A 26,411-nucleotide genomic window follows, 5' to 3' on the forward strand; every position below is an offset into this window, starting at 1 on the left:
CCGCATGTTTAATAAATTAAGGATTTCATGGCTTATAATTTTCGAGAAATTCAATAGCATTCTCCACATTCAGGTGGAAGTCACTAAATACTATATTCCGATTTTTGTCGATGAAAATAAACCAGGGAGTTCCACCAGTTCTATAATTGAACATGATATCGGAAATATTATTTGTTGAGGCATCGCCGTCATCCTGACCAAACGGAATTTCAAGGTTGTATTTTTTCTGCATCTCTATTAGCTTTTCAGCAGTGTTAATATCTCTTCCTTCAAAGACGGTCTGGATAGCCAGAAAAACCACTTTGTCGTTTCCTTTTAGGGCGTTTGTCATACGTTGTAATGAAGGAAAACCTTTTAGGTGACAACCTCTGCACCAACTTTGGAAGCAAAACAAGACAATAAATGCTCCCGGAAAATCAGCAAGCAGTATCGGCTTATTCAATTTTTTGCCGGTTTTATCTATCCACAATGGTATATTCAATTCCGGAGCTTTTTCGCCCGAAACGCGATTAGTTTTTTGCATATCGTTTTTATTTATTCTTTACTTAATCCGTGATTTGAGTCGGCAAAGAGAAATGGAATATGCTGCCGACTCCGGGCTGACTATTAACCCAAATCTTGCCTTCATGACGTTGAATGATTTCGGCACACAGGTATAAACCTATTCCTGACCCGCCAGTATGCCTGGTAAAACTGTTTTCAGCGCGATAATATCGTTCGAATAATTTTTCCTTATCCCGCGGCTCTATACCTATGCCTTCATCGCTCACACTTATCTGAACCACATTATCCGCCAAATGGCAATTAATCTTTATTAGTTTTCCTGGTAATGAATACTTGATCGCGTTCCTAATGAGGTTACTGATTACGTAACCGATTTTATTATAATCAGCATTTAAGAACAGTGGGTCACAAGCGGAAAACTGAATAGAATGAGTGGAAATGCTAAGCTCAGTTTCGCGGATCTGTTCTTGAATAAGCTCGCTTATATCAAAATCGCTCTTGTCAAGCCTTAATTTACCGGCATCAAGCCTCGGAATCTCTAAGAACCCGTCGATAAGATTAGTCATCTTTGTAATCTGACTCATTGATTTTAAAAAGGCTTCCCGGACATAATCGTCATTACTTCTTTTCAGCTTCAGTGCGACCGTCTGGAGGATAGCGCTAAGAGCCGAAAGGGGACTTTTAAGCTCATGGCTGACCATGATGATAAAATCATTTTTCCGAATTTCATTCCGTTTCTTTTCAGTAGTTTCATAAAAGAAAGCGATAAAATAGCTATTGTTTATACGCTTTTTATCATGGTGAATACTTCCAATGCCATGAACCCAACGTGAGTGTTCGTCGCACGAACCTGTGATCGGAAATTCCATATCGAATCGGATACCTTCCACCATTGCCGCCTCAATAGCTTCATATACAACCCGGCGATAATCCGGGTGAATTCGGTCGATAGCATCGTGATAAGTGAAATGATCGCTTGGAATGTAGCCGAAAAGCTGTTTAAACCGCGTGTTTTTGACAAATATCTTTCGGTCGATTACATCGACATAGAAATATCCGAGATCGGCCGAATCAAAGGCGATACCCAGACTTTCTTCGAGAAATCCGGCATGGTGATTCCCGGAGCAGATCCGGTCATTTGTTTCCTTTATAAATATTGGGGGCTGCATCAGGTTATGAATATCTTCCATGATTTCTAATTTTTAAAGGTTACTGAATAACATTAGATAAGATTTATAATATTCTAATGCCATGCCGAAAGTGTAACTAATTGATAATCATAAGGTATGTTTTTATATGACGATTCATGATACCATATTTCGTGCTTTGACGAGCATGCGGGGTGATCGGTTGTAAGATGTATTATAAAAGGGTAACTGCGAATATTGGAACACACATAATTAGAATAGCAGCCATCTATTTCTTTAAATACGTTTTGATTTCTTCAAGGCATTTTGGCAGGTAGCTAGTAGGCGCCCACAAGAATACGGCTTACGAATCATGGCGATAATACTCATTTTCTGTTCGGATTTTTTTCAATTCTGAAAAAACAGAGGTTACATCAACAGCCGAATTTAATTCCATGATAAATTCATTAACAGTAATTCTACCCTGATGAAAATCGAGAAACATCAAATCAATTTTTCCAGACTGTAACAATTGAACAGCAGAGAAGGGGACCGTCAGAGTATCAGCTAAATTAATAAAATATGATTACAACACTCTTCATGTGATTTGTTTTACTAATTGCTGTAAAAACGTTACGACTTCATTTTCAAACCAGGGATTTTTCTTTTGCCAAATCCTATTGCGAGGAGAAGGATGTACGAGCGGTAAATAAGTTGGAAGATAGGTGTGGTACGTCCTGACCGTCTCGGTTAATGATTGCTTATCTGTATTTTTCAAATAATAATCTTGTGAGTATTTTCCGATAAGAATAATCAATTTATTTTCGTCCATGCTGCTCAATAATCGTTGATGCCACAATGGAGCACATTCAAACCTCGGCGGTAAATCACCGGAAGTACCCTTTCCGGGATAGCAGAAGCCCATCGGAATTAATGCAAATAAGTTCTCATCGTAGAACTGCTCCTTGGTAACACCAAGCCATCTTCTAAGTTCATCGCCACTTTGATCATCCCAGGGAACGCCACTATTTTGTACTTTTAACCCCGGTGCCTGCCCAATGATGACAATCCGTGCGCTCTTACCTGCCTGTACAATTGGTTTGGGTGGATAAGGTAAACAATTTGCGCACACTTTACACGACCGTATTTCTGCCAGTAGTTGTTCCATAATCTTGTACTAAGAAACGACAAATAATATCATCTGTCGTTTCTAACTTATTTATTCGGCCGGTCGGTTCTCGGTGAGCGCGACTACCAGGTATACAATGACAGCGTTTACAAAAAAATACATTGCATCTAATCCCTTTAAATCAAATGTAAAGGGAATAGCGACAAATGCGGTAGCCGCCGCGAGGTTAATTGCGAGATGGAGATCAAACGGAATAACCTTAAATATTGAGTATTCGTATTTTGTTAATATACTTATCGCTATGCCTGCAAGTCCGGTTCCAATCGATACCCATTTGATAGCCGGTGAATCTCCCAGTTTTAAAATAAATGGGCATGCTATCAAGGCGATCGACCCTACATAGTCAATAATACCGTGAGAACCCGGCGAAATGAAACGAAGTTTCATAAAGGCTATAATCCTTTGAAGTATGCTTCCTCAGTAACTTTACCATTTTCCCAAACAGTACGAATGATCTCATGCCAAAGTATTTTGCTTCCGTCTTTCATGTCGAAATCAAAAGTGAATTCTGCGAATGATATGTCTCCGGTAATAGATGCATAATGTAGAGTAATCCCGTTTACATTTTTGATGTTCTCCAGTAAGCCTTTTTCTTTTGCTACTAGTTCATCGCGGCTGTTGGTTAATGCTCCTGTAAAATCCATTGTTTTTGCATCGGGTGCGAAAAATTTCTCGCAGGCTTCCACAATTTGTCCTTTTACGATCATTTCATTCTTTTCTGTAAATAGCGCATCTAAATTCTGTTTCATGGTAATTTTTTTAATTGATTATTAGTTAAAAGAAGACAACAGCCCATTAGATGATACCTCACCACAGGATCCGCGTCCGTTATCTCAAAGTCATACTACAAAATCCATGCGTGAACCCGTCAGACGAAGCTATACGCGTTTTATTAAGAGATTTCCGCGGATTTTTATTTTTATCAATCGCGCTCGAGCTGCATGCTTCACGTTATTTAGTTAATTAACGAAGTTTGAAGTGAAATAACGACGGTCGATTTCAAATAGCTTTAATCGGTGTCGTAGTGATAGGGGCCTATAATCATTTCACCGAATTTAATATAAGCAAATGAATAGTAATCGTTTTCCACTATAACATTACTGATTGCTTTAAAACCAGCTTTTTTCGTCGTTACAATTGCTGCAGATAGGTCATCCTCTTCAAAACGAATCACCACCTCGTTATTTTTAAAGATAAAATTATGTGGATGTGCTCCGGGTCCATGAGCTTCGAGCAAAATATTTTGCCACTTACAGGCTACTAAGCCAGGCTCACTATAGATTTCTTTCGTTCCTGGAACGCATTTTAAAAATGGACCGATCATCGGGTATTGTTCGTGGTCGAACAACATTGAAATTTTTAGACCCGTTGCATCTTTCATGGTTTCTTGTTTTATTATATCCTTCGATTTTTATAATTTATAATAAGGGTTTTCTTTTTCCTTTCGAAAATTCGCGCCGTACAGAATTCAGTGTTTCTGTATTAATACTTAAATAAGATGCGATTAAATTCTCCGGTAAGCGTAACACCAGTTTTGGATATTGATTCAGGAAATTTCTGTATCGTCCGATAGCCGTACGGGCAAAAGCCGCATGGATCTTTTTGTTCGAGTTGATAAACTTGCCATATCGGACCGAATCGACATAGTTATGAAAAGCTTTCACGTTGTTTCGGATCAAATCAAAATCGGTATTTTCGATTAAAAGGAGATGTGTATCTTCAATTGCTTCTATATTGAAGCGGGAGGGCAATCCCGAAGCCAGGGCCTCGCCGTCGCCGATCCATGCCGTTTCACAATCAAAGGAAATGATTTCTTTATGATCGGTTTCGTTTACTTTAAAAGTGCTAACGCAGCCTTCTAAAATGAATGCATGAACTTGCCAATTCTCACCTGCCGTTAATATCATGTCGCTTTTATGAAATGAGCGGGTTTTGAGAAGTGGCGCAATAAACTCCCACGCATCATCAGTTACACAAAGACGATCCTGTAGATACTTCTTAAAAATACTAATCATAAAAATGTCCGATTTCATAGTTGTTAAATCCAATGCAAAGTGCTATCAAAGTCGTATTAGAAATCTTGCGATGCTTTCCTGAGCTTTTTTTAAGATCCTAACGACATCTGTAAACCATTGCCGACTGTCAAAAATAATGTGAGAGGCTACAAGGGGTAGTGTAGCGATTGTTTTTAAATAAATTACTTCTTTCTAAATCGTTAACTTATGGCAGGTAACTACATGCTATGAATATGCCAATATGTGCAATTGTTTACTTATCATAATTTAGTGATTGTGAAAGGGGGGGATTCGAAATCTCGGGATTTGGCGAAATTAGTTACGAAACTATAGGAACCTTCTAAATAAAAATATATGCGAGGTAGCTTACCGTAAAGTAGAAAATAAAAAGACAGGAGGCATCTATTACCATTTCTTTAGACCAAGCCTTTTGATTTTCGAATGTAAGGTTGTAGCAGGTATTCCTAAATGCTCAGCTGCGCCACCGGCTCCGCTGATTTTACCGTCGCATTGTTTTAGCACAGACAAAATATGTTCTTTCAAATTTTTATCGATAATTTTCGCAAGCGGTACGGTTTGCTCCGCCTTGTCGGTAAGAGGAAAGCCGGGTTCGAACGAAAAATGGTCAAATTCACTTATGAAGTTGTCTTTAGATAATAAGACGCCTCTTTCAACGAAATTTTCCAATTCACGAATATTACCGGGCCACGGGTGGGATTGCAAACTATTCATAACCTGGGTCGATACGCCCGAGACGGTTTTGCCAAATTTTCGGGAGAACTTCTTACAAAAGTAGGTGACGAGCTTAGGGATATCGGATTTTCTTTCACGTAAAGCAGGCATCCTGATCGGAAATACGGAAAGACGATAATAAAGATCCAGTCGGAACCGTCCTTCTCTGATTTCAGTTTCAAGATTCCGGTTGGTGGCCGCAATCACCCGAACATTTATACGTATAGTTTTGCTTCCGCCAATTCGTTCGATTTCTTGTTCCTGCAGCACTCGCAATAATTTGCCCTGCACTTCTATAGGCAGCTCGCCAATTTCGTCAAGAAAAATAGTACCCTTATTGGCTAATTCAAATTTACCGATCCGCTTTTCGATTGCCCCGGTGAATGAACCTTTTTCATGTCCGAAAAGCTCTGATTCAATAAGATTTATAGGTAGTGAGGCGCAATTGATAATGACGAGCGAATTGTTTTTCCTCGGAGATAGCTCATGAATAGATTTCGCGATTTGTTCTTTACCTGTTCCGCTTTCTCCAAGAATTAATATTGAAGTGTCGATGGGAGCAGCGATACTGACATGATCGAGAATAGTAAGGAGTTGATTACAATCACCAATAATGTTTTTAAATATCGCTGGTTTACCTTTTCCGCCGTTAAGGTCGCTGCCAGAAAATTCATTCTCAGTATTATTAAAGGCTTGCAACGGTAACACCACTTCGATGGCGAGCGTAAGCGTAGGGTTAAGCCTATTCATCAATTTTAAATGTCCCACATCATATGCGTCAGACCCACTGCTATAAAATGAGATGTTAATGACCTGCCCGGTGGAACTAAGAACAGGCAAATGAAGCATTGATCGTAAATGAAAACAAATAGCGAGCGCTCGTCTTATAGCACAGCTGCCACATAAATCCTGGAAATCTCTCTCGTTAAAATATCCGGGCTTAATAAAAGTATTGCTATCGCTTGAACTATCGACGTCGGTTTGATTTAAACCTGAAAGTTCAAGGAACTCCGCATACGAGCTGATTATGTATGAATCATAGTTTTTTCGTCGCAGGAAGATTCTGTCGTGGCGCGATCCTCTAACTGTTTCAGAAATAACTAAATAATCAAACGGCAAATATGGTTGAAGGCTTTTTACAATACCAAAGAGTTTTTCCTTCCAATCCGTCTCCTGCCCGGCGATAGATTTAAACGATTCTTCTAAAATCAGTTCATGTCGGAGTTGCGCCTCTAAACTGTTTTGATGACGATAAAGTGCGATGTCTAACATGACTAGCATTTCGCTTTCTCGAAATGGCTTAATTAGGAAACCATACGGTTGGGTAGCTTTGACCCATTCCATGATATTGTCTTGATAGTTAGCGGAAAGATAAATAAAAGCGATATTGAGGTTTTTCAATCGCTTACCTAGATCAACACCGTTTTCATCAGATTTTAAATAGATGTCGATAAATACGATATCAGGTTTATAATGTTCAATTAATTCTAGGGCATCTAATACGGTATCGGCAATCCCGCAAACAGCGTAGCCCGCCTTTTTCAACATTATCTCCATGTCGTAAGCAACCATCGTCTCGTCCTCCACAATCAATACTTTAGTGCTCATCTTTATGCAATTTAAGATAGTTGAAATAATATGTAAATATATTTCTCTAAACCTAAAAGATCAGCCAGATGCGTTAAAACGCGTGTTTTATTGACCAAACTCCAGATTGGTCAAGTCTTTCCCATGCTCGGCTTTTACCGGTGGTATTACGGTCAAAATTCGGAAACTAGCCCTTTGTGCTTGCTTCTCTATGTGGAATTGATTGTGAGGCCGGGTCATATTGACCGTTTATTTGATTTTGTAGTTTGCTTGAGCAGCTTATTGTTATCACTGATCTAGCAAAAAGCGGAAAATGATATTTGTTATACCGATTTTCGCTATTTCACTAAATATGGCGAAATCGCAATTTTATAAAACCAACATAACCCTTATTGTCAGTGGTTTAAAAATCAGGTTCGGTTTTAGGTGTAGTTATTTGAATTGTAACGCGGTTGGCTACGGAAGATTACAATGATCAACATTAAAATGCTAAAGCAACGGCCAAAATCCGATACGAAATCTTATAGTATTAAAAGAAGAAGAAATGGAAAGCAAAGCAATATTCGCGTCAGGCTGCTTTTGGGGAACCCAATACTACCTTAAGAAGGCGCGAGGGGTTATTTCAACCATTGTCGGTTATACTGGTGGAAACAAAGATGATCCCACCTACCAGGAAGTGTCTACAGGACGGACCGGTCATGCCGAGGCAGTCGAAGTAACTTTTGACCCGTCAATTATATCTTACGAAGAACTGGGAATGCTTTTTTTTGAGACTCATGACCAGGGCCAAAAAGACGGACAGGGTCCGGATATCGGAAATCAATATAGGTCAGCGATTTTTTATCTGGATGAGAACCAGAAAGAGATCGCGGAAAAATTAGTATCCGCATTAAAAAATATGAGTTATCCCGTTGCTACAGAGATAACAATGGCTACTAAATTCTGGAAAGCCGAAGACTATCATCAGAACTACTATGATAAAAAACATGCCGTGCCTTATTGCCATCTCTACATGAAAAAGTTTTTTGTTCCCAATAGAACGATATGAATTCGGATGTTAACGATGGTGTTACGTCTGACCATTATTTCCCGACCGGCAGGTATGTGACAGCGCCGCAATCTATGCGGTGCCGTGCGATCTTTAAACCGTGTCGATTCGTATTGATTGATATCCTGCTGAAGCAAAAGTGAATTGTTACCTGTTATTTTAGAGCGAATGGAGTTAGGGCCTGCTTCCATATATTAATAGCTTCAGCCATTTCTGTTTCGTCCAATGAACAGAAACCTATCCGCACAAAGTCATATGGCATCGAGGTGTTAGACTGAAAGAAATAATTACTGCCGTCGCTGATGTTTAATCCCAGCTTGCCTGCATTTACGGCAACTTCTCTGGCGTTTATACCTTTTCTGTAGGATGCCCAGATGGCCAAACCTCCGTTCGGCCGCTCAAATGTTAAATATTCTCCCAATTGATCCTTAAGCAACCGGCATGCATTATCCAACCGGCCTTGGTAAACCTTATGCGACTTTTTGAGATGCCGGGAAATTTCACCCGTGCTCAAAAGTTCGGCAATCGACTCTTCCATTAGCCGTTCACCCTGCCGGTCTATTAACCTACGGATTGTCGCGGCTTCGTTTATTACAGCTTCTGGTGCCACCATAAATCCGATCCGGATACCGGGTGCGATGCTTTTACAAAAGGAACCTGCATAAATAACGTGTCCGCCCGTATCTAAACACGCCAAGGGAAAAAGAGGATCGCTTGTAAAGTGATAATCAAAATCGTAATCATCTTCCAGCAAAGCAAATCCGTATTTGGCAGCCAGGTCCATTAATCGCATGCGCCGGTCCGCACTTAGGGTAACTGTAGTGGGCCGGTGGTGATGCGGGATAATATAGATCATTCTGGGGGCTTTCTTCTTACAGAGTTGTTCAATCCTTTCTACATCCATACCTTCTTTATCTACAGGAATGAATGCAAGATTAGCCCCTGCAAGAATAAAGGTTTGATTCGCATCCCTATAGCCGGGTTCTGGTACAAATACCGTGTCTCCAGGTCGGATAAGCAGCTGCGCTGTCAGATAGATGGCCATCTGCGTTCCTTTAGTGATGAGTATCTCTTTTTCAGTGATCTGCAGGCCCCGGGTCCGGTTTAAAAATTTAGCGAGTTCAACACGGAGCCGATAGGAACCCTTCTCGGGGCCGTACATTAAAAAACGATTTGTTAAGTGACCTTTTCCAAATCTTCTGAATTCCCGCACGATCTGCTCAATGGGCGCTATTCTGGGATCAGGAAAACCGTCATCGATTCTGTATAATGGCGCCGCAGTTCCCGGGGTATCGTCATCGATGTTTGGATTTGTAGCGATCGGTTTATCCGAAGCTGATTTTATGATCAATGGATAGCCCGGTTGGAGGCTTCGCGCCCATTTTTCGCCATTGTCGTCAATTGCGCGATCCGATGTATCAGGCAGGTGGCCGGAAACATAAACGCCGCTTCTGTCCCGGCTTTCGACCCAGCCTTGGGCATTCAGCTCGTCGTAGGTTGCCACCACCGTTTTACGATTGAGCTGAAGGCATCGCGCCAGTTCTCTTGAAGACGGAAGTGCCTGCCCTGGTTTCAAGATCCCGCGACAAATTAGCCGTATAATCTCCGACTCTAATTGCTGATATAAAGGACGATTATCCCCACCTTTTATAAAAGATATGTCAATTAGTTTTTGGATCATAACTGGCCCCCTGTCTTCTTAAAATTTGAACCACTAATGTATCCAAATTTTACCATAACTTTATCGTATCGTTAAAAAGTTTATTGTATAACTTTAAATAAAAATATATGACTAAGCCGTCATCGAGACTATCTTGAGTTGCACGGATGTCCGTAGTGACTGGGCTCACCGGAAAATCTGTCGATACTAATTCAGAATACCGGTGTCACCTTTAATGCTGAAACACCAACGGCATATACAAATTGAAAAATGAGTAAAAAACAACTTTTAGATTACGTAAAAAAATTTGTGTCATTAGATGATAATGAAGCAGAACAATTTGTGTCTTGCTTCAAAGAAGTCAAAGTAAAAAAGAGACAATTCATTGTGCAGCCTGGTTTTACCAATAAGTATAGGGCGTTTGTGATAAAAGGTGCTTTCAGAGCTTATGCCGTTACGGATGAGGGGCAAGATCACACCTTTCAATTTGCAATAGAAAATTGGTGGGTATCGGATTTTAATAGCTATATCTATCAGCATCCTGCGACCCTTTTCATCGTTGCACTAGAAGACAGTACCATTTTACAAATTGAATACAATAACGAGCAAGAACTAAAAAAAAACAACCATAACTTCGAAACCTTTTTTAGAATAATGGCTGAAAAGGGCCTTGCTTTTGAACACCGAAGAATCCTTTTTAACCTATTACACGATGCGGAAGCGCGCTACGAAAACTTTTTATTGAACTTCCCGAACTTTGTCCAACGTGTACCTCAATACGCATTAGCTTCCTATCTCGGAATGTCAACTGAATTCCTCTCAAGAATCAGAAACAAGAGAATCCGGGGAAAAAGTTGAACTACATCAACCTTTTTTCTTGACTTACCACATTTTTATTGCTTTTGAATTATTGGAGTTTTGTTTTGTCAACGTTGACAGATAATTTGAAACAGATAAAAAAATGGAACATTCATTAAATGAAATCTTCTCGGCTAAAAACGAGATGGTTAAAAAAGGGCAAATTGTAGAAGCAACCGAAAAGTTTTTCGCTCCGAATGCCAAAACCATCGATTTTGATGGCACAGTAACGAACGGGAAATCAGAAATGCTAACTAAAATGGGAGGTTTTGCAGGTGCTATAGCCAAAGTAAATGGTATCACCCTGCATAACGCTTCAGTGAATGGAGATGTTTCTTTCGCTGAATTCACTTTTGACTTCGATATGAAAGATGGGAGCAAAATCTTATGGCACGAAATACTTCGAACCTTATGGCAAAACGGACAAGTTGTAGAAGAGCAATATTTTAAAGCTTAAACCGGCGAGACATGAGATTTGTAGACGAAAAGAAGACACTTGGGTACCGTGCTCCCCGCCTTTTTTAAGAGAAATGTCAAAAAGCTTTTGAATCCTAACTGGACCCCTGTGTATTTTGAATTTGGCCCACTATGGTGTCCAAATTATGCTATAGTTTTATCGGACCATCAAAAAAATTTGCAAACTTTAAAATATTAAAATTATGACCAACGTTGTCATCGACACTATTTTGAGCCGTAGCGCCGCCAAGTACTACGATTCCACCGCTACCCTGAGCGACGACCAAATAAGCGATCTGGTACGAATTGGCACTACTGCGCCGACGTCCTTCCACTTGCAGAACTGGCGTTTTATCGCTGTGCGTACGCCTGAGGCCAAAGCGAAATTGAGCCCGATCGCATGGCATCAACCCGCAATTACCGAGGCCGCAGTTACCTTTATTATGGTCGGGCAATTAGCTGATTCCAGCGTGATACCGGAACGTCTGGCACCACTGGTAGCAGCGGGTGTTATGCCGGCTTCAATGGTGCCGGATTGGGAAATTCCCGCACGCGACCTATATAAAGAATTCCCGCAACGTCAGCGCGATGAGGCGGTGCGCACCGCTAGCTTCGGCGCTGCAGCGATAATGTATGCGGCGCGCTCGCTAGACCTGGGCTCTACACCGATGATCGGTTTTGATGCCGAAGATGTGAGCCGTGAGTTCGGACTTGCTGAAAATGAAATACCGGTACTACTGTTGTCCGTTGGTAAAGAACGTTCCGGTAACTGGGCACAAAAACCGCGCCGTCCGATCGCTGAGGTGTTGGAATTTGTATAAATATTTATCAGGACAGTAAATTAAAGAAACTATAATGCCAAGAACTAAAGCTTTAAATCCGGAAGAAGTACCGGCCGAATCGAAACCGACGCTCGATGCGTTTACGAAAAATATCGGGTTTACTCCAAATATGATGGCAACCTTCGCACAGAGTCCGATTGCGTTCAACGCTTGGGCCACACTGTTCGGATCTCTCAGTAAGGCGCTCGACGTGAAGACACGTGATAGCATCGGCCTTACTGTTTCCGAAGTGAACGGCTGCAACTACTGCCTTACAGTTCACAGCTTCACCGCGGAGCATATGGCCAAGTTGCCTGCGGACGAAATTATTCTGGCCCGGAAGGGTCATGCCACCGACGCGAAGCGGGATGCCGCCGTGCAGTTTGCTCGCAAAGTCATGGAGACACGCGGCAACGTTAGTGACGCCGATGTGAGTTCCGTTCGCGATGCTGGCTACACGGATGCAAACGTTATGGAGATCATCGCGCTCGTGGCGATGTACTCTCTTACGAACTTTTTCAACAACGTGTTCGATCCTAAGAAGGATTTTCCAGAGGTTAAGCCGGCTGGTTCGATCTGATTGCTCGGTGGCGATTTGTTGACTAACACATCAAAACATAGAACAATTAATAAAGAAAAGGATAACAATGCCAAGAATTCAAGCTTTAGAACCGGAAGAGGTGCCGGTCGATTCGAAACCTACTCTCGATGCGTTTGCCAAGAACCTCGGATTCACCCCAAATATGCTGGCAACGTTCGCTCGGAGCCCGATTGCCTTCAATGCGTGGGCCACGATGCGTAACTCTTTGAATAGGACGCTTGATCTGAAGACGCGCGAACTCATCAGCCTGGCCGTGTCTGAGGTGAACGGCTGCAACTACTGCCTTGCGGTTCACAGTTATGCGGCCAATAAAGCTAAGTTGCCGGTGGAAGAAATTGTTCTGGCTCGGAAGGGCCACGCCAGCGACCCGAAACGGGATGCTGCTGTCCAGTTTGCCCGCAAAATCATCGAGGCCCGAGGCCAGGTCAGTGATGCTGACGTGGAAGCTGTCCGCGAGGCCGGTTACACAGATGCGAACGTCATAGAGATCGTCACCTTGGTGGCGGTATACTCGCTGACGAATTTTTTCAATAATGTGATCGATCCGGTTAAGGATTATCCGGCCGTTGCGCCGGCTGGCTCGATCTGACCACTATTCGTCACATCGACTATCTTTGAGGGTTTTTGGATGCTAACATGCTGAAAACAAGATTGAAAGCGTCCTGTTATGTTGGAGAGGTCTTTTTTACGGATAGTTTAATTATCAATGTTAATTCTAATAAAAAATGAAAATTTTAGTATCCGGTAACATCACGATGTTAAGCTGGTGTGTACCGTTGATCAAAAAAGGAGGTGTATTATGAAAGCGATAGTTGTTAAAGATCAGAATGCCGGATTAGCCGGGATGAAATTAGTAGAATTGCCCGAACCGGAAGTAGCGATAAACGACGTCATTGTTCAAGTTTATGCCGGCAGTATTACTGGAGATGAGCTGTCATGGCCGTCAACCTGGACAGATCGCGCCGGTCGCGATCGGACGCCGTCGGTCCCTGGCCACGAACTGGCCGGAGTAGTTACCGCGATAGGCTACGGTACGACAGGATTTTCGGTTGGACAAAGGGTATTTGGCCTTCAGGATTGGTATCGGAATGGCTCGCTTGCAGAGTACGTGGCCATTGAAGCGAGAAACCTTGCGCCGCTACCTGGCGATGTTGATTTTACTGAGGGAGCTGCGCTTGTGATGCCTGGCTTGACTGCATGGCAGGGACTTTTCGATCACGGCCGACTTCAGGCTGGGCAGCGGGTTTTGATACATGGTGCGGCAGGTATCGTTGGGTCGATGGCTGTTCAACTCGCTCTTGAAGCCGGAGCGTACGTAATCGGCACCGGACGTGGTACCGGACGCCAGGCGGCTCTCGATTATGGCGCTAATGAGTTTGTTGACCTTGATAATGATGTCTTAGAGGACATTGGCCAGGTCGACCTTGTTTTCGATGGTCTCGGTGGTGATATTGCGAAAAGATCTGCGGCGTTGATTCGCAAGGGGGGAATTATGGTGACTGTTACGGGCGCTAGCGATGCCCGGCCGGCTGATGGTTTAACCATTGACTTTGTTGTCGAAGCTATTCCCGCTCAATTGACTGAGATAGCCCGGAGGTTCAGGGAAGGAAGTCTCAAGACGAACATCGGTAAGATTGTTACGCTCGATGAGGCCGTAGCCACTTACAACTCGACCGATCGGGTCAAAGGTAAGGCGATAATCCGCATTCGCTAGTAAATAACCAGAGAGGCCGAACTTCCGCGGCCTTGCTGTAATTTAATTAATCATTCCAAAATCAATATAGTGATACGCAAAAAGGAAACCGTGCGGCTCTTCGCAAAAGACATTACCGGTGACCTGGTGAAAGATCGCCAAGAGGTTACGATCAACTGGAGGGCCGGACAGCTTGTGCTGGACGAGCCGTCATTCAACGGCGGTAAAGATATCGGCCCGGATCCGTTTACAACTGTACTTTCGGGATTGGTAGGTTGTACGTTGACAACATTACGCATGTACATCAAGCGAAAAGCATGGGATATCACGGACATACATTGTTCGGTAAATCTGTTGCAAAGAACGGAACCTTTCGAGACGTCGATCTTTCGAACAATTTCCTTCGGCCAGTCGGTGACCGACGAGCAGAAGGAAAGACTGCTCTGGATAGCAAGGAATTGTCCGGTTGCCAAGTTGTTACAAGGTGATATTAAAATAGACACCCATCTATCCGACGATGCTGCGGTACCCGCCGGTACTGGCAATTATCCACCATCAGACGAAGAATCTACTCATGTAACTAAAAATTACGCTTTGCAACTTTGAAAGCCAACCCTTTGAAAGTGGCTGTAAAATAAGTTTTATAAACTGATATAGCTATTGTTTTTCAAATCTGTATCTAAGTTCAAAGAAAGTCAACGAGTGATGGAGTATGTACAGCAATTTTTGCCCTATACACTTCATCTTTTTCCAATATTGGTGGTGTAAATGATCTTTCGGATTTCCGAAAGGGGTCAAAAACTGGTAATACAATCCCATTTATTATGCGTATACTAGACTGTATGGTGGGAGTTACAGAATAATTTATCTGAAGGTATTTATTCAAACCCATTTTCTACTGCATCTCTGCTAATGACCTAAATCCCTTTAAATAATCCGGAAAGGACTGACGCCCTTTCCGAACCGCATATTTTCAGCAGTTGCGAATATGGTATACAACACGGAGTGGGCGTACGCGATTGTTAGATGCGCCTTTCATACGTCTTCGAATTTTTTGTGTTATTAGTATTCAAGTTATTATCAAGTTTAAAGCATTAACATAAAATTGTTGGATCATGAATAATCAATTGAAAATAGAACTTGTAAACCCTCAAACAAACATCTTAGCGTTTAGACTGATACGATTTAACGATGATGCGTATTTTAAAAGCATAAAAAGCTTTAACTGTTATAAAGTGATCCTGATCAGAGAAGGTAAAGGCCAATTAACCTTTAACCGAGCGAAATATGATTTCTCTGAAAATTGTTTAATTAGATTTCCGATTTACCAGCCTTTTCAAATTGAGACAGATGGACCGGTTGACGGGACATTAATACAGTTCCATCCGGATTTTTTTTGGAACCATAAATACGACATGGAATTGACAAGCAAACAAGTGCTTTTTAAGAGTATCGGCGAAATTCCATTAATAAAAATCAGTAAAGAGGAAATGGAGCAACTCCTGTTTCCCCTGGACCATCTTCTTTTAGAGCTCACGGACGACCGTCTCGGTCGGTACGACATAGCAATTTCATGGGTGAAAATATTCATGATCTATGCTTCGCGGATAAAGATGGAAAGAGGAACAATACCGTCGGAGACACTCTCGGAGATCCATTACAATATCCGGGAACTGATCAATGCAGTGGAGGAACACTTTCATCATAAGCATCGGCCTGCAAATTATGCAAAATTGTTGAACGTTACTGTGAAAACACTGAACCGTATGTCGAAACAGCACCTGGAAAAAACTGTTGGCGATATGATTTCGGAGCGGATAATAACACAAGCTAAGCATGAATTATATTTAAGTGACAAGCCAATAAAACAAATTGCGCTTGAACTCGGGTTTCATGACGTAGCTTATTTCAGCCGTTTCTTTAAGATACGCACGACCGTTCCTCCCGACGTTTATCGGAAATCATTCAGGGATGATATCGATTAGGCTATTAATGACTTAATATTTGTTGATAAGGCAGAAGATGGTAAAAAGGACTTTCGATCGTATAACTTGTCTAAAGCTGAGAACTTTAAAATCACTCTCGTAAGCATTTTATACCTAAAAGGCACGCGCATTCCAGTGAATGTCTTTTTTATTGAAACACATAATCTTTTCTTCCCGAAAAGTAATTTATGTCCTTGTTGTATGGGATAAACTGTTCGCACTTTGAGTGATCGATTCCGTTTTGTGTAACGTTGACGCAAAGAGTGCCTAAATACCTTCCACGATATGAAAGATAGCGCCCTCACCAAAAGAAAATTAATAGACGCTGTAGGAGAAATTTTCTGCACAGAAGGCCATGCCCGGGCTCGGCATGAGCAAAGTCGATCTCGGCGAAAGGTTTAAAACTTCCTGTGAGGAGAGGGCTAGGGTTGATGCTGCTTTTCCTGAATGTGGGCGCGCGTATTTTCCTGAGCAGTTTATGCCATTGGTAGAACGTCTCTTTAAAGAGTAATACAAAAGCTGTCCAATAGCTGCAACATTAAAATTGTCAATAAAAGAAATCGGATAAAGCTCGATTTTAACGCTTTATCCGACTAGTTCATCCGGCTTTAACCCAAATAGGATTTCAATATGCGAGATCGTGAATTCTCACGGAGCCTTGCTAAGGCTTTATCCTTGATTTGTTTTACCCGTTCACGCGTAAGATGATACTTCTCCCCGATTTCTTCCAGGCTTAACGCCTGCCCACTGCCAAGTCCAAAAAATAGTTCCACAATGTCCTTATCTTTATCGGGTAGGGTTCGCATGCTATTTCTAATTTCGATACGTAAAGATTCTTTCATCATGTCCACATCAGTCTCCGGTTCACTGCTTTGCAATACGTCTAGCAAAGTATTGTCTTCTTCACTTGAAAACGGTGAATCATAAGAAAGGTGACGGCCCGAATGCGAAAGCGAATTTGTTACCTTTTCAACGGCTGTATCTAAGTCATCAGCTAACTCCTCCGGTGTCGGTTGCCGTTCGTACACCTGTTCCAACTTCGAAGCGGCTTTTGCGATCTTCGATAGATCACCCACCTGATTCAACGGCAAACGAACCATACGCGACTGTTCGCCAATCGCAGAAAGTATAGATTGACGGATCCACCATACAGCGTAGGAAATAAATTTAAAACCCTTGGTTTCATCAAAACGTTTTGCCGCCTTAACCAGGCCAAGGTTGCCCTCGTTAATTAGATCGCCGAGTGTAAGACCCGAACTTTGGTACTGTTTGGCCACGGAAACTACAAAACGCAAATTTGCGGTAGTCAATCTTTCCAGTGCTGCCTGGTCGCCCTCCCTGATTTTTTGAGTCAGGATCACCTCTTCCTGTGGCGTAATCATTGGAATCTTTGCAATGTCCGACAAATATTGATTCAACGACGCCGTCTCACGATTCGTGATCGACTCACTTATTTTAAGTTGCCTCATTTATTAAAATATTTAAAAAGTGAATGCTAAAGATCCGATGCCTTAAGATGCGCGTTAAGCAGAAATATTCTCTATGAGAGGGCAGCGAAGTTGCTGATGCTTGCGGAAGAAAGGATTTGCAAAAATCTTTAACACACAAATATAAGCACAGAAGCAAAAAATAGTGTTGACTGGATGTCAGAAGATAGACAACCCATCATCCTTTTGTGATTAAGGGTTCCTCTAAAAATATATGACTGGCACCTTAAATCGAGGGGTAAGTAATGCTATTCAAAAGTTTGTTTAATTAATCCGTTCGAATCTTAATGATCATTTCCTTTATAAATCCACATTGACTTTGTTTGGCCGGCTTGTTCAAAACCACATTTGGCATAAAACTCTATAGCTTTTCCATCTGCGACGAGCATTTGCTGATGAAAATTTCCATACTTTTCTTGAAACTTATCCAAAATCATTTTCCCTATGCCGTTGCACTGATAGTCAGGGTGAACAATTAAGTGCGGATAATAAACTACCAAGTGACCATCTGATAAGGCATTTCCTAATCCCACTAGACGGTCATTATGCCAAGCGGTTATAAATGAGTGCGAATCAATTAAGGCCTTGTACAATAAATCCGGTTTTTCAGCGGATGACCAGTGATTTGCTTTATAAATTGAAAGTATATCCTCCTTTTTTTACGTCTTTGATTTCTTTAATTTCAATGGTCATATTTTTTACGGTTTACTATACGAACTCAATTTGATTACCTGATTTAGCCCATGCATCCAAACCGCCAAGCAAAGGACGGATGCGTTTAAACCCCGCTTGCCGTAGTCTTTGAGCAAACTTGGCTGCAGTAATTTCATTCGGACATGAACAATATATAACCACCTCATTATACTTCGAGTAAAGATTTACAATGTGGTCAAGGTTATTTTCGTCAATCGGGATTGAACCAGGGATGTAGCCATCAATAGAACGTTGATCATCGGGCCGGGCATCAAGAATAATTGTTTGTGGTTCTGTTACCATTAAAGCATTAAGATCCTCCACAGTAACTCTATCCATCTGGAACCGTTTAAGTAGGCGGTAACGCTGAACCCATTTCAAAAAAAGATAAAAGGCTAAGAGAGCAATAACAACAAGTCCTCCAAGCCTGCCGAATTCCTGCAATGTGGAAATCACGTCGCCGATCGCATTTCGAAAGATAACACCCAAGGTAACTGCTAGACCGAGATAAATTAAGGCTGCGAGGCTTGAAAATATACTGAAGATGGTTACAGGCATGGCATATGCACCTGCAATAACGGGCGCTAATGTCGAAAGGCCGGGTATAAATTTGACAAAGGTAAGCGAAGAGGCGCCATACCTACCAAACAAATTGCCGGTTTTGTTAACGCAGGTATCTGGTGAGATGGATATCTTACATATCCGTCCTAAAATACTGGTGCCATAATGCCGGCCTGCGGCGAATAACACAAAATCACCGATCAAGGTTCCGGCCGAGCCAATCAATATAAGAAATGTGGCATCGTAAATGGTAGGTGGCATCAAGGCAGCAGCAACCAATAAAAACGGATAGGCAGGAAGTGGTAGTCCAATACTTTGCAAAAGCATAATGATGAACACTACCCAAAGACCGTAAATTTCTAACAAATGAATTAACCAACTCATAAATTCCTCCCTCCACAAAGATGAAGCAAATATCGGTAAACCAAAATCTCAATTTAACGTGTCTGTTACTTGTTTACCAAAGTCTTACACAATGTCGACACGATATTTATAAAAACGAGATTGTCGGGTAGCAAATTAACTCTCTGCATTAAATTTCCTTTCCAAATGAGCGCGCCCCGCTTGCTTTAAACATTTCTTTTTTTCATATCGTTGAATCAGATCAATATGTCTGTACCCTGAGACACCCCAAGCTTGATCCTGTCGTTACTGATACTATTTTTCTCAAAACCGTCCATTGTTATTTTCATTGATTTTATTTAAAACTTAGCTTTTATGCTGGTCCATTTAATAGGCAATAGCTGGTACCTAAGACTTTAAATAACGGGCGTTACATTTGATTTTAAACTTAAAATCAAATGAAGAGAATCGCGGAAGTAGGCCAGCTGTTATTACGATTAGCTATTGGAGCTGGTTTTTTAATACCAGTAATGGACAGGTTAGGTTTATTGGGGCCTCCCGGTTCAGGACCTTCATGGGGCGACTGGAAACATTTTGTTGACTATACAAATACGCTCATACCTTTTGCAAGTAGACCCATGGCCAATATTATGGGTGGTTTTTCCACTCTCGCGGAATTCGTATTTGCAATAATGTTAATTGTAGGCTTCAGAATTAAAGAAGCTAGTTTAGGCACCGCTCTCCTCACACTTAGCCTCGGCCTTTGCATGGGAATATTTCTAAAGATTAGCGCTCCGTTCGATTATCCGGTTTTTGTTTTTACAGGAGCTGGAATGGTACTGTCAGGGCTCGATCATTACAAGTGGAGTATCGATAACTATGTCAAAAAAAGGCCTTTGTAACTGGATTTAACAATATATATAAAGAATGATTATGGAATGTAGAAAAGCGGTCACTAAAGCTGATATTGAATTTTGTAAAGACGCGATCCTTGAATTTCGACCGGAAGTCCATCCAGAAACGGTAGTAGATCAGGTTTTTAAAATGATTACTGAGGAAGGATATGAACTGGTCTTTTTGCCGAACGCGGAGAATACCAGAGCCGGTGCGTTTATAGGTTACCGAAAGTTGAATATGCTTCGTACCGGACCTATAATTTATGTTGATGACCTGTTTACTTTTGCTGAGTGCAGAAAACAGGGGCTTGCTGGTGCTTTGTTAGATTATGTCACTCGTCAAGCTACGGATGAAGGAATGAAAAGCGTTCATTTGGATAGTGGTTATACCCTGCACCCCGCGCACAGATTATATCTGAATAAGGGCTACTATCTTGCTTGTAACCATTTTGCCAAAGCCATCAACTAATTTAAAACAATATCAACGCCGGAAAGTATGGATAAGGGGTTAGTCACCTTGAGATCATATTTATTAAATTACGAACTTGCTATTTGCAACCATTTTTGGTTACCTCAGCACATAAAATTCTAACCAAATGAAAAGAGGACGTCTGGAAGCCTTCAGCGATGGGGTTATAGCGATCATTATTACGATCATGGTATTGGAGTTTAAAGTACCTGAACACGGGCATGACTTGAACTCTCTTATTCCGCTTGCTCCATTTTTCCTGAGTTACATATTGAGTTTTGTTTATGTGGCTATTTTTTGGAATAATCATCATCACATGCTCTATGTGGTTAATTCCATTAACGGTAGTGCATTATGGGCTAATATGTTTTTGCTATTCTGGCTGTCACTTATTCCTTTCGGTACGGAATGGATGGCCGCAAATCAATTTGCGAAAGCGCCGGTAGCCGTTTATGGATTTTTACTATTTATGTGCGGCGTGGCTTATCGTATACTGGCGGGCATTTTAGCAAGGAATGGTGGTGAAGACTCCGAATTAGCGCAAGCGCTTGGCTATGATCAGAAAGGAAAGTTTTCCAGCATAATTTATGTTATCGCGATAGCGACAGCATTTTGGTTGCCTGTCCTGGCATGTGTATTATATGCCGTGGTTGCCTGTATTTGGTTTATCCCGGACAGGCGTATAGAAAAAAAAGTTATAAAAAGATAAGAATGCGGCGCATTATGGGCTCTTGTCGCGGTCAAAATGACGATGTTAAATGCAAAATAAAAAAGATGTAGCTAAGCTACTCATAACGGTACAGATTTTAGAATCTGTACCGTTTCCTTTTGCACCAGATCTTATTAAGCTATGATCTTATCATTCGAAGCCATTTCGGCTATTTTAGAATAAACATCTTTTTTAGATTGTTCATATACCTCCTGGTCAAATGCGCTTCCATTTAATGCGATCTCCTGGATATCTGTAAGGCCCATGATTTTAAAAACCGTTTTGAGGTACTCAGTCTGAAAATTCATGTGTGCGTAATATTCGTCTCTTTCGTAACCCGCGTTTCCTCTGCTAAATAGCAGGTAAACTTTTTTATCCTTTAATAGGCCCCTATATGGGTTTTTCGGATCATCAGGTCGCATTTTTACGGTTTCATTAGCTCTTATCACCTGGTCTAAATAAGCTTTTAATACACTCGGGATGGACCAATTATACATGGGAGTTCCTAAAACAATCACGTCGGCGGCTTTAATCTCGGCAATGTACATATCGCTGATTTTCAATATGTCGATTTCTTCTTCAGTTCTCAACTCAGCAGGTTTAAATGTGGCTGAAATCCAAAGCTCGGATACATGCGGTATGGGTTCCCGGCCAACCTCGCGATGGTGGATCGTGTAATCAGGATTAGCTTCCATCCACTTGGTGGCAAACAGTTTTGTAAGATCTCTGGTGACTGAACGTTCGCCTCTGGGACTCGCGTTAATAATCAATAAATTTTTCATTTTCTTCTGTTTAATTCAAACAAAGGCCGGCCCTTGCTATATATATTGTATCGTATGATTAGTTATCATATGATGGTGATTGTAATATATTTGTGCAATGCAAAATTAAATACGACTGCTCATAGCTTTGGGTACCAACTTTTGATAGTCAGAGTGACCAGGGCAGTTTGATGTTTTGTGGTATAACTTACTTGGTCTATTATGCTTCCTTTTAAAACTTTGTTAAACATCGACAAAAAGAGTCCTGAAGCGGTATACAGGCAGATTGCTTCGCAGCTTGTTCTGTTAATTCAAAAAGGAATATTGATGCCCGATATGCAATTACCTAGTACCCGCTTGTTGGCGGCGGAGCTCGGTTTGCATCGTAAAACTATAATGGCGGCATACAACGATCTGATAACGGAAGATTGGATAATCGGTAGAGAAAGGAAAGAATATAAAGTGTCAACTCTTCTAACTATTATAAAACCACGGGCATATGCTAATAAAGCTAAATCAAGTTATAAGACTAAATCGACATTTGTATTTGATAAATTGGACCATGTGCCGTCGTTAACTCAAATAACCTCTGATTTTAAGGTTATTATAAATGATGGTTTCCCTGATGTTAATATATTCCCGGTTGAAAAGGTTTCGGCCGAATACAAAAGGCTCCTTACTCATCAAAACTTAACAAAAGCCTCCATAAGCTGGAATAATACCGGTAATCAAGTTTTTAAGGAGGCTTTATCATTATTTCTGAATGATACCCGTGGTCTAAACATTGAACCAGAAAATCTGATGGTTACCCGGGGCGCTCAAATGGCCATCTACACGGCTGCTTCATTATTAATAAAACCCGGAGATAAGGTTCTAGTAACCAACCCGAGCTATTTTTTTGCTGATGCGATCTTCAGACAGCTCGGTGCGCAACTAGTAACTATTCCGGTAGATAGCGAAGGTGCTGATGTGGAGGCTATAGCGGATGCGTTAGAAAACAACGATATAAAACTGTTGTACATTATCCCACATCACCATCATCCGACAACCGTTACGTTAAGCTCTGCACGTCGCACTAAACTCCTCGAGCTTATTAGAATTAACCGACTAACTGTTATTGAGGATGATTATGATTACGATTTTCAATATCAATATAGCCCATATCTACCCCTGGCAAGTGGTGCCCACGAAGGCAATGTGATTTATATAGGCTCGCTTACTAAAGTGCTGGGTTCAAATTTCAGGCTTGGTTACATGATATCAACACCTGATTTTTTGCGTAGCGCTTTTAAATTAAAAATGTTAATTGATTTAAAGGGCGACGCGTTGATGGAAGATACTATAGCATCACTTATGCAGAGCGGTGAATTTTCGAGGTTTATCATGAAAGCGAACAAGCTGTATAGTTCCAGATGCAACTATGCTTCAAATCTCATAGAAAGCGAACTGAGCCATTTGGTAGAATTTATGAAACCGCAAGGTGGTATGGCGCTTTGGCTAAAGTTCAATGAGAATTATCAGCTTGCCGGTGTTATTAATAAAGCCGCTGCTTTAGGATTGCAACTTACGGCAAGGCCTTATCTTAAAGGTAATGGTTTAACATACGATGCCATCCGTTTCGGATTTGCGTCCGTAAATGAACAAGAAATAGGATTTGCTGTCGATGTGCTTAAAAAAGTATCTTTTGGAAGATGAATGTCGGTTTACGCTAATTTTTCGTATGCTCATTTAGGTTGTTAAGTTTGATTAACATGGGGAAAGTGTTGTCCAAATCATATAATGGTCAATTAAAATACTATACTTTGGTATTTAGTCTTCCATGTTTTAAATTTATAAAAAAAGCTATATGAAGATTGAAAAAGCCATTTTGGCCGGTGGTTGTTTTTGGGGCGTAGAGGATTTGATTAGAACGCAACCGGGTGTAATTTCAACTGTTGTTGGTTACACCGGCGGTGACACCCCTAATGCGACCTACCGGAATCACGGCACACATGCCGAAGGAATTGAAATTACGTTTGACTCTGAGCGATTATCTTATAGAGAACTGCTCGAATATTTTTTCCAAATTCACAACCCGACTACGCGCAACCGCCAAGGAAATGACATTGGTACCTCATATCGTTCGGCAATTTTCTTCTTGGATGAAACTCAGGAAACTATTGCGAAAGATTTGATATCGGAGATGGAAGCGTCGGGTAAATGGCCAGGCAAAATAGTAACTGAGGTGGTTCCTGCTTCAGATTTTTGGAACGCTGAGGAAGAGCATCAAAACTATCTACAAAAACACCCTTACGGCTATACTTGCCATTACGAGAGACCTGAATGGACATTGAAGTAATTGTTATTTGAGATTTATTGGGTTTAGTTTTCGAATGCCCCATTGAATGCATTAATATGCTGTTCAATGGGGTTTTTCTTGTCGGGCTAAATTTAGCTACGTAGTTATTGCTGTAACAACGTCGGAAAGAAATACTTATCAAGGCCTGTATTCTCTGGCTCCAGATGGCTTCTCTCCAATGAGCTTTCTTCCAAAATCAGCATATCCTTGGTCTAACGCCCAAGTGGAGAAAATACCAGCATAGCATTTTTACTATCTGTTTTGATGATTTATGAGTGTAATTCATCAGCACAAACAAGGACTCAAAGGTTGGACAGCCTTTTTTCCGCGCTGGATCATGACCATACCTTCAACGGAAATGTGCTGATTACCGAAAAAGGAAAACTTATATACCAGCGATCCTGCGGGTTTGCCAGTTTTGCACCGCAAAAAAAGAACAATGAAGCCTCCGCTTTCTAAATAGGCTCCGTATCCAAAACATTTACTGCGGTAGCCGTCTTGCAGCTCCAGGGAAAAGGCAAATTAAAGATAGAGGACACATTTGTTAAATATTTTCCTGAGTTTCCATACCCAACCGTAACCATTAAACAGTTACTGGGGCATACCTCCGGTATTCCGGATAAAGAAGAATTGTTCTTCCCGATCATTGAAAAACAGCCAGAGCGTCTTTTTAGCAACTCCGACATCATCCCCGCTATGATCCCGTCTTCTTTAAAATTATTTACGGTAAAGTTGAAGCTCGAGGTTTTGGTGCCTCCATTAATATTCAGATTTTCAGTGTGAGATAACGCGTCCCGTCCAAATACCTTGTTCTGCCAATCACTAAAAGTGTAGTTTTTGTAAATATCAAGATCATCGAACGTTCCATAAGTCTTGGTAAAAGCATCTTTGGTTGCTTGATCAGTATTGAGATTATAGATTTGGTATTGATACTGTACATAATCATAAGGATTAAGGACTGGAAGTTCATTAGTGATCTTTCGAACACCCGCGTAACTGCTAAAAGAAACAAGCGTTCGGGCATTCCGTCCGCTTTTTGTGGTGATCAATACCACGCCATTAGCTCCCCTTGCACCATAAATAGCGGTAGAAGCAACATCTTTTAAAACATCAATAGACTGGATTTCCTGTGGCGAGATCACCGCCAGTGCATTTTCTACCTGAATGCCGTCTACGATATATAAAGGCGAGTTATCCTGAGTAATGGAACTGCCGCCTCTAACGCGTATCTGCATGTCGGCACCAGGTTTACCTTCCGTGGTTGTTACTGTAACACCGGCCAGTTTGCCTGCTAAAGCTTCCGCGGTAGTCGAAACAGGAAAGTCTCTGATATCCTTGGCCCCAACCGAAGACACCGCGCCGGTGACCGCATTTTTGGAGACCGTGGCATAGCCGATGTTAACTACCTTGACCTCTTCAAGTACACGTGCATCATCCTGAGACATAATGATCACGATTTCATTTTGTGACCTAACCGACACTTCCTGTGGTTTTAAGCCCACATAGGTGGCTACCAGGGTTACATTGCCGGAAGCCGGCACAATGAGTTTGAAATTACCTCCTACATCTGTTGTAGTTACGGTTTTGGTGCCCTTAACAGTCACTGTTGCCCCGACCAGTAATTCATCATCTTTACCAACAACTTTTCCGGTAACAGATCTGGTCTGTGCGAAAACGGGAAGGCAAAGCGTTAGCAACAAAAAAGTTTGCAGTAAAACTTTCTTCATAATTTAGGTTTTTTTTCATGTGCTGAAACCTCGAGCAAGGTTTTCAGCACGATTGGATAAATTGGTTAATTTATGCAAGCCCGATAAAAACGATATTTATGTATCGAAACAATCGATTGCGAAAGCAAACCTAAAGGAAGTTGAACGGAAAG

28 protein-coding genes are annotated in these 26,411 nt (G+C 41.4%); 14 read left to right on the forward strand and 14 right to left on the reverse strand.

What is annotated here, in order from left to right; all coding sequences use genetic code 11:
• Positions 1 to 25: 25 nt before the first annotated feature.
• The 8 genes from SNE25_RS15730 to SNE25_RS15765 form a co-directional block, all read right to left on the reverse strand.
• Positions 26 to 523 (reverse strand): peroxiredoxin family protein, encoded by a 498-nt coding sequence (locus SNE25_RS15730; RefSeq protein WP_321566057.1) that lies wholly within the window; start codon positions 521 to 523, stop codon positions 26 to 28.
• A 22-nt stretch (positions 524 to 545) separates the two neighbouring features.
• Entirely contained in the window at positions 546 to 1,694 is a 1,149-nt protein-coding gene (locus SNE25_RS15735) for a sensor histidine kinase (protein ID WP_321566058.1), read from the reverse strand.
• A gap of 535 nt (positions 1,695 to 2,229) precedes the next feature.
• Complete coding sequence (locus SNE25_RS15740) at positions 2,230 to 2,799, reverse strand: uracil-DNA glycosylase family protein (RefSeq protein ID WP_321566059.1); 570 nt, start codon at positions 2,797 to 2,799, stop codon at positions 2,230 to 2,232.
• A gap of 51 nt (positions 2,800 to 2,850) precedes the next feature.
• Entirely contained in the window at positions 2,851 to 3,207 is a 357-nt protein-coding gene (locus tag SNE25_RS15745; protein WP_321566060.1) for a hypothetical protein, read from the reverse strand.
• A gap of 5 nt (positions 3,208 to 3,212) precedes the next feature.
• Positions 3,213 to 3,569 (reverse strand): hypothetical protein, encoded by a 357-nt coding sequence (locus SNE25_RS15750; RefSeq protein WP_321566061.1) that lies wholly within the window; start codon positions 3,567 to 3,569, stop codon positions 3,213 to 3,215.
• A 260-nt stretch (positions 3,570 to 3,829) separates the two neighbouring features.
• Positions 3,830 to 4,201, reverse strand: a complete 372-nt coding sequence (locus tag SNE25_RS15755; RefSeq protein WP_321566062.1) for a hypothetical protein — start codon at positions 4,199 to 4,201, stop codon at positions 3,830 to 3,832.
• A gap of 37 nt (positions 4,202 to 4,238) precedes the next feature.
• Entirely contained in the window at positions 4,239 to 4,853 is a 615-nt protein-coding gene (locus SNE25_RS15760; RefSeq protein WP_321566063.1) for a Crp/Fnr family transcriptional regulator, read from the reverse strand.
• A gap of 387 nt (positions 4,854 to 5,240) precedes the next feature.
• Positions 5,241 to 7,175 carry a sigma 54-interacting transcriptional regulator gene (locus tag SNE25_RS15765; RefSeq protein ID WP_321566064.1) on the reverse strand — a complete coding sequence of 645 codons (1,935 nt, stop codon included), beginning with the start codon at positions 7,173 to 7,175 and terminating at the stop codon, positions 5,241 to 5,243.
• A 523-nt stretch (positions 7,176 to 7,698) separates the two neighbouring features.
• Here SNE25_RS15765 and msrA (SNE25_RS15770) point away from each other — a divergent pair.
• Positions 7,699 to 8,202: a peptide-methionine (S)-S-oxide reductase MsrA gene (msrA, locus tag SNE25_RS15770; RefSeq protein WP_321566065.1), complete on the forward strand. Its 504-nt coding sequence runs from the start codon at positions 7,699 to 7,701 to the stop codon at positions 8,200 to 8,202.
• Positions 8,203 to 8,356: 154 nt separating this feature from the next.
• Here msrA (SNE25_RS15770) and pdxR read toward each other — a convergent pair whose 3' ends face one another.
• Positions 8,357 to 9,883 carry a MocR-like pyridoxine biosynthesis transcription factor PdxR gene (gene pdxR / locus SNE25_RS15775; protein WP_321566066.1) on the reverse strand — a complete coding sequence of 509 codons (1,527 nt, stop codon included), beginning with the start codon at positions 9,881 to 9,883 and terminating at the stop codon, positions 8,357 to 8,359.
• Positions 9,884 to 10,132: 249 nt separating this feature from the next.
• On the opposite strand from pdxR, the gene SNE25_RS15780 reads away from it, so the two are divergent.
• The 8 genes from SNE25_RS15780 to SNE25_RS15815 all read left to right on the forward strand — a co-directional run bounded on the left by SNE25_RS15780 (position 10,133) and on the right by SNE25_RS15815 (position 16,276).
• Entirely contained in the window at positions 10,133 to 10,720 is a 588-nt protein-coding gene (locus SNE25_RS15780; protein ID WP_321566067.1) for a Crp/Fnr family transcriptional regulator, read from the forward strand.
• Positions 10,721 to 10,823: 103 nt separating this feature from the next.
• The gene (locus tag SNE25_RS15785) at positions 10,824 to 11,177 is read left to right on the forward strand and encodes a SnoaL-like domain-containing protein (protein WP_321566068.1); all 354 of its coding nucleotides are present in this window, start codon (positions 10,824 to 10,826) and stop codon (positions 11,175 to 11,177) included.
• Between the two features lie 202 nt (positions 11,178 to 11,379).
• Entirely contained in the window at positions 11,380 to 11,997 is a 618-nt protein-coding gene (locus SNE25_RS15790; RefSeq protein ID WP_321566069.1) for a nitroreductase family protein, read from the forward strand.
• Positions 11,998 to 12,031: 34 nt separating this feature from the next.
• Positions 12,032 to 12,577, forward strand: coding sequence for a carboxymuconolactone decarboxylase family protein (locus SNE25_RS15795; protein WP_321566070.1), 546 nt, complete (start codon positions 12,032 to 12,034; stop codon positions 12,575 to 12,577).
• A gap of 67 nt (positions 12,578 to 12,644) precedes the next feature.
• A complete protein-coding gene (locus tag SNE25_RS15800; protein ID WP_321566071.1) occupies positions 12,645 to 13,187 on the forward strand; it encodes a carboxymuconolactone decarboxylase family protein in 543 nt (180 codons plus the stop codon).
• A 210-nt stretch (positions 13,188 to 13,397) separates the two neighbouring features.
• A complete protein-coding gene (locus SNE25_RS15805; RefSeq protein WP_321566072.1) occupies positions 13,398 to 14,312 on the forward strand; it encodes an NADP-dependent oxidoreductase in 915 nt (304 codons plus the stop codon).
• A gap of 69 nt (positions 14,313 to 14,381) precedes the next feature.
• The gene (locus tag SNE25_RS15810; protein WP_321566073.1) at positions 14,382 to 14,897 is read left to right on the forward strand and encodes an OsmC family protein; all 516 of its coding nucleotides are present in this window, start codon (positions 14,382 to 14,384) and stop codon (positions 14,895 to 14,897) included.
• 509 nt (positions 14,898 to 15,406) lie between these two features.
• Entirely contained in the window at positions 15,407 to 16,276 is an 870-nt protein-coding gene (locus tag SNE25_RS15815; protein WP_321566074.1) for a helix-turn-helix domain-containing protein, read from the forward strand.
• Between the two features lie 608 nt (positions 16,277 to 16,884).
• Here SNE25_RS15815 and SNE25_RS15820 read toward each other — a convergent pair.
• The 3 genes from SNE25_RS15820 to SNE25_RS15830 all read right to left on the reverse strand — a co-directional run bounded on the left by SNE25_RS15820 (position 16,885) and on the right by SNE25_RS15830 (position 19,401).
• Positions 16,885 to 17,745, reverse strand: a complete 861-nt coding sequence (locus SNE25_RS15820) for a sigma-70 family RNA polymerase sigma factor (protein WP_321566075.1) — start codon at positions 17,743 to 17,745, stop codon at positions 16,885 to 16,887.
• Between the two features lie 302 nt (positions 17,746 to 18,047).
• Positions 18,048 to 18,356 (reverse strand): GNAT family N-acetyltransferase, encoded by a 309-nt coding sequence (locus SNE25_RS15825; protein ID WP_321566076.1) that lies wholly within the window; start codon positions 18,354 to 18,356, stop codon positions 18,048 to 18,050.
• Positions 18,357 to 18,471: 115 nt separating this feature from the next.
• Positions 18,472 to 19,401 (reverse strand): DedA family protein/thiosulfate sulfurtransferase GlpE, encoded by a 930-nt coding sequence (locus SNE25_RS15830; protein ID WP_321566077.1) that lies wholly within the window; start codon positions 19,399 to 19,401, stop codon positions 18,472 to 18,474.
• A gap of 416 nt (positions 19,402 to 19,817) precedes the next feature.
• Here SNE25_RS15830 and SNE25_RS15835 point away from each other — a divergent pair, with 416 nt between their 5' ends.
• From SNE25_RS15835 to SNE25_RS15845, 3 genes are all read left to right on the forward strand, one after another.
• Positions 19,818 to 20,261 (forward strand): hypothetical protein, encoded by a 444-nt coding sequence (locus SNE25_RS15835; RefSeq protein ID WP_321566078.1) that lies wholly within the window; start codon positions 19,818 to 19,820, stop codon positions 20,259 to 20,261.
• Positions 20,262 to 20,292: 31 nt separating this feature from the next.
• Positions 20,293 to 20,724 carry a GNAT family N-acetyltransferase gene (locus SNE25_RS15840; RefSeq protein ID WP_321566079.1) on the forward strand — a complete coding sequence of 144 codons (432 nt, stop codon included), beginning with the start codon at positions 20,293 to 20,295 and terminating at the stop codon, positions 20,722 to 20,724.
• Between the two features lie 127 nt (positions 20,725 to 20,851).
• Entirely contained in the window at positions 20,852 to 21,433 is a 582-nt protein-coding gene (locus SNE25_RS15845; protein ID WP_321566080.1) for a TMEM175 family protein, read from the forward strand.
• Between the two features lie 134 nt (positions 21,434 to 21,567).
• Here SNE25_RS15845 and SNE25_RS15850 read toward each other — a convergent pair whose 3' ends face one another.
• Complete coding sequence (locus tag SNE25_RS15850) at positions 21,568 to 22,215, reverse strand: FMN-dependent NADH-azoreductase (protein WP_321566081.1); 648 nt, start codon at positions 22,213 to 22,215, stop codon at positions 21,568 to 21,570.
• 201 nt (positions 22,216 to 22,416) lie between these two features.
• On the opposite strand from SNE25_RS15850, the gene SNE25_RS15855 reads away from it, so the two are divergent.
• Together SNE25_RS15855 and msrA (SNE25_RS15860) are read left to right on the forward strand one after the other, a co-directional pair.
• Positions 22,417 to 23,889: an aminotransferase-like domain-containing protein gene (locus tag SNE25_RS15855; RefSeq protein ID WP_321566082.1), complete on the forward strand. Its 1,473-nt coding sequence runs from the start codon at positions 22,417 to 22,419 to the stop codon at positions 23,887 to 23,889.
• 151 nt (positions 23,890 to 24,040) lie between these two features.
• Positions 24,041 to 24,532: a peptide-methionine (S)-S-oxide reductase MsrA gene (gene msrA / locus SNE25_RS15860; RefSeq protein WP_321566083.1), complete on the forward strand. Its 492-nt coding sequence runs from the start codon at positions 24,041 to 24,043 to the stop codon at positions 24,530 to 24,532.
• 455 nt (positions 24,533 to 24,987) lie between these two features.
• Here msrA (SNE25_RS15860) and SNE25_RS31975 read toward each other — a convergent pair whose 3' ends face one another.
• Positions 24,988 to 26,259, reverse strand: coding sequence for a TonB-dependent receptor plug domain-containing protein (locus SNE25_RS31975; protein WP_321566084.1), 1,272 nt, complete (start codon positions 26,257 to 26,259; stop codon positions 24,988 to 24,990).
• Positions 26,260 to 26,411: the final 152 nt, after the last annotated feature.

Origin of the sequence: Mucilaginibacter sabulilitoris (genome assembly GCF_034262375.1) — a bacterium.
Taxonomy (GTDB): domain Bacteria; phylum Bacteroidota; class Bacteroidia; order Sphingobacteriales; family Sphingobacteriaceae; genus Mucilaginibacter; species Mucilaginibacter sabulilitoris.

Excerpts from the sequence above, each read along its gene's own strand:
- SNE25_RS15730 (WP_321566057.1), bottom strand. The coding sequence starts at position 523 with ATGCAAAAAACTAATCGCGTTTCGGGCGAAAAAGCTCCGGAATTGAAT.
- SNE25_RS15735 (WP_321566058.1), bottom strand. The coding sequence starts at position 1,694 with ATGGAAGATATTCATAACCTGATGCAGCCCCCAATATTTATAAAGGAA.
- SNE25_RS15740 (WP_321566059.1), bottom strand. The coding sequence starts at position 2,799 with ATGGAACAACTACTGGCAGAAATACGGTCGTGTAAAGTGTGCGCAAAT.
- SNE25_RS15745 (WP_321566060.1), bottom strand. The coding sequence starts at position 3,207 with ATGAAACTTCGTTTCATTTCGCCGGGTTCTCACGGTATTATTGACTAT.
- SNE25_RS15750 (WP_321566061.1), bottom strand. The coding sequence starts at position 3,569 with ATGAAACAGAATTTAGATGCGCTATTTACAGAAAAGAATGAAATGATC.
- SNE25_RS15755 (WP_321566062.1), bottom strand. The coding sequence starts at position 4,201 with ATGAAAGATGCAACGGGTCTAAAAATTTCAATGTTGTTCGACCACGAA.
- SNE25_RS15760 (WP_321566063.1), bottom strand. The coding sequence starts at position 4,853 with ATGAAATCGGACATTTTTATGATTAGTATTTTTAAGAAGTATCTACAG.
- SNE25_RS15765 (WP_321566064.1), bottom strand. The coding sequence starts at position 7,175 with ATGAGCACTAAAGTATTGATTGTGGAGGACGAGACGATGGTTGCTTAC.
- msrA (WP_321566065.1), top strand. The coding sequence starts at position 7,699 with ATGGAAAGCAAAGCAATATTCGCGTCAGGCTGCTTTTGGGGAACCCAA.
- pdxR (WP_321566066.1), bottom strand. The coding sequence starts at position 9,883 with ATGATCCAAAAACTAATTGACATATCTTTTATAAAAGGTGGGGATAAT.
- SNE25_RS15780 (WP_321566067.1), top strand. The coding sequence starts at position 10,133 with ATGAGTAAAAAACAACTTTTAGATTACGTAAAAAAATTTGTGTCATTA.
- SNE25_RS15785 (WP_321566068.1), top strand. The coding sequence starts at position 10,824 with ATGGAACATTCATTAAATGAAATCTTCTCGGCTAAAAACGAGATGGTT.
- SNE25_RS15790 (WP_321566069.1), top strand. The coding sequence starts at position 11,380 with ATGACCAACGTTGTCATCGACACTATTTTGAGCCGTAGCGCCGCCAAG.
- SNE25_RS15795 (WP_321566070.1), top strand. The coding sequence starts at position 12,032 with ATGCCAAGAACTAAAGCTTTAAATCCGGAAGAAGTACCGGCCGAATCG.
- SNE25_RS15800 (WP_321566071.1), top strand. The coding sequence starts at position 12,645 with ATGCCAAGAATTCAAGCTTTAGAACCGGAAGAGGTGCCGGTCGATTCG.
- SNE25_RS15805 (WP_321566072.1), top strand. The coding sequence starts at position 13,398 with ATGAAAGCGATAGTTGTTAAAGATCAGAATGCCGGATTAGCCGGGATG.
- SNE25_RS15815 (WP_321566074.1), top strand. The coding sequence starts at position 15,407 with ATGAATAATCAATTGAAAATAGAACTTGTAAACCCTCAAACAAACATC.
- SNE25_RS15820 (WP_321566075.1), bottom strand. The coding sequence starts at position 17,745 with ATGAGGCAACTTAAAATAAGTGAGTCGATCACGAATCGTGAGACGGCG.
- SNE25_RS15830 (WP_321566077.1), bottom strand. The coding sequence starts at position 19,401 with ATGAGTTGGTTAATTCATTTGTTAGAAATTTACGGTCTTTGGGTAGTG.
- SNE25_RS15835 (WP_321566078.1), top strand. The coding sequence starts at position 19,818 with ATGAAGAGAATCGCGGAAGTAGGCCAGCTGTTATTACGATTAGCTATT.
- SNE25_RS15840 (WP_321566079.1), top strand. The coding sequence starts at position 20,293 with ATGGAATGTAGAAAAGCGGTCACTAAAGCTGATATTGAATTTTGTAAA.
- SNE25_RS15845 (WP_321566080.1), top strand. The coding sequence starts at position 20,852 with ATGAAAAGAGGACGTCTGGAAGCCTTCAGCGATGGGGTTATAGCGATC.
- SNE25_RS15850 (WP_321566081.1), bottom strand. The coding sequence starts at position 22,215 with ATGAAAAATTTATTGATTATTAACGCGAGTCCCAGAGGCGAACGTTCA.
- SNE25_RS15855 (WP_321566082.1), top strand. The coding sequence starts at position 22,417 with ATGCTTCCTTTTAAAACTTTGTTAAACATCGACAAAAAGAGTCCTGAA.
- msrA (WP_321566083.1), top strand. The coding sequence starts at position 24,041 with ATGAAGATTGAAAAAGCCATTTTGGCCGGTGGTTGTTTTTGGGGCGTA.
- SNE25_RS31975 (WP_321566084.1), bottom strand. The coding sequence starts at position 26,259 with ATGAAGAAAGTTTTACTGCAAACTTTTTTGTTGCTAACGCTTTGCCTT.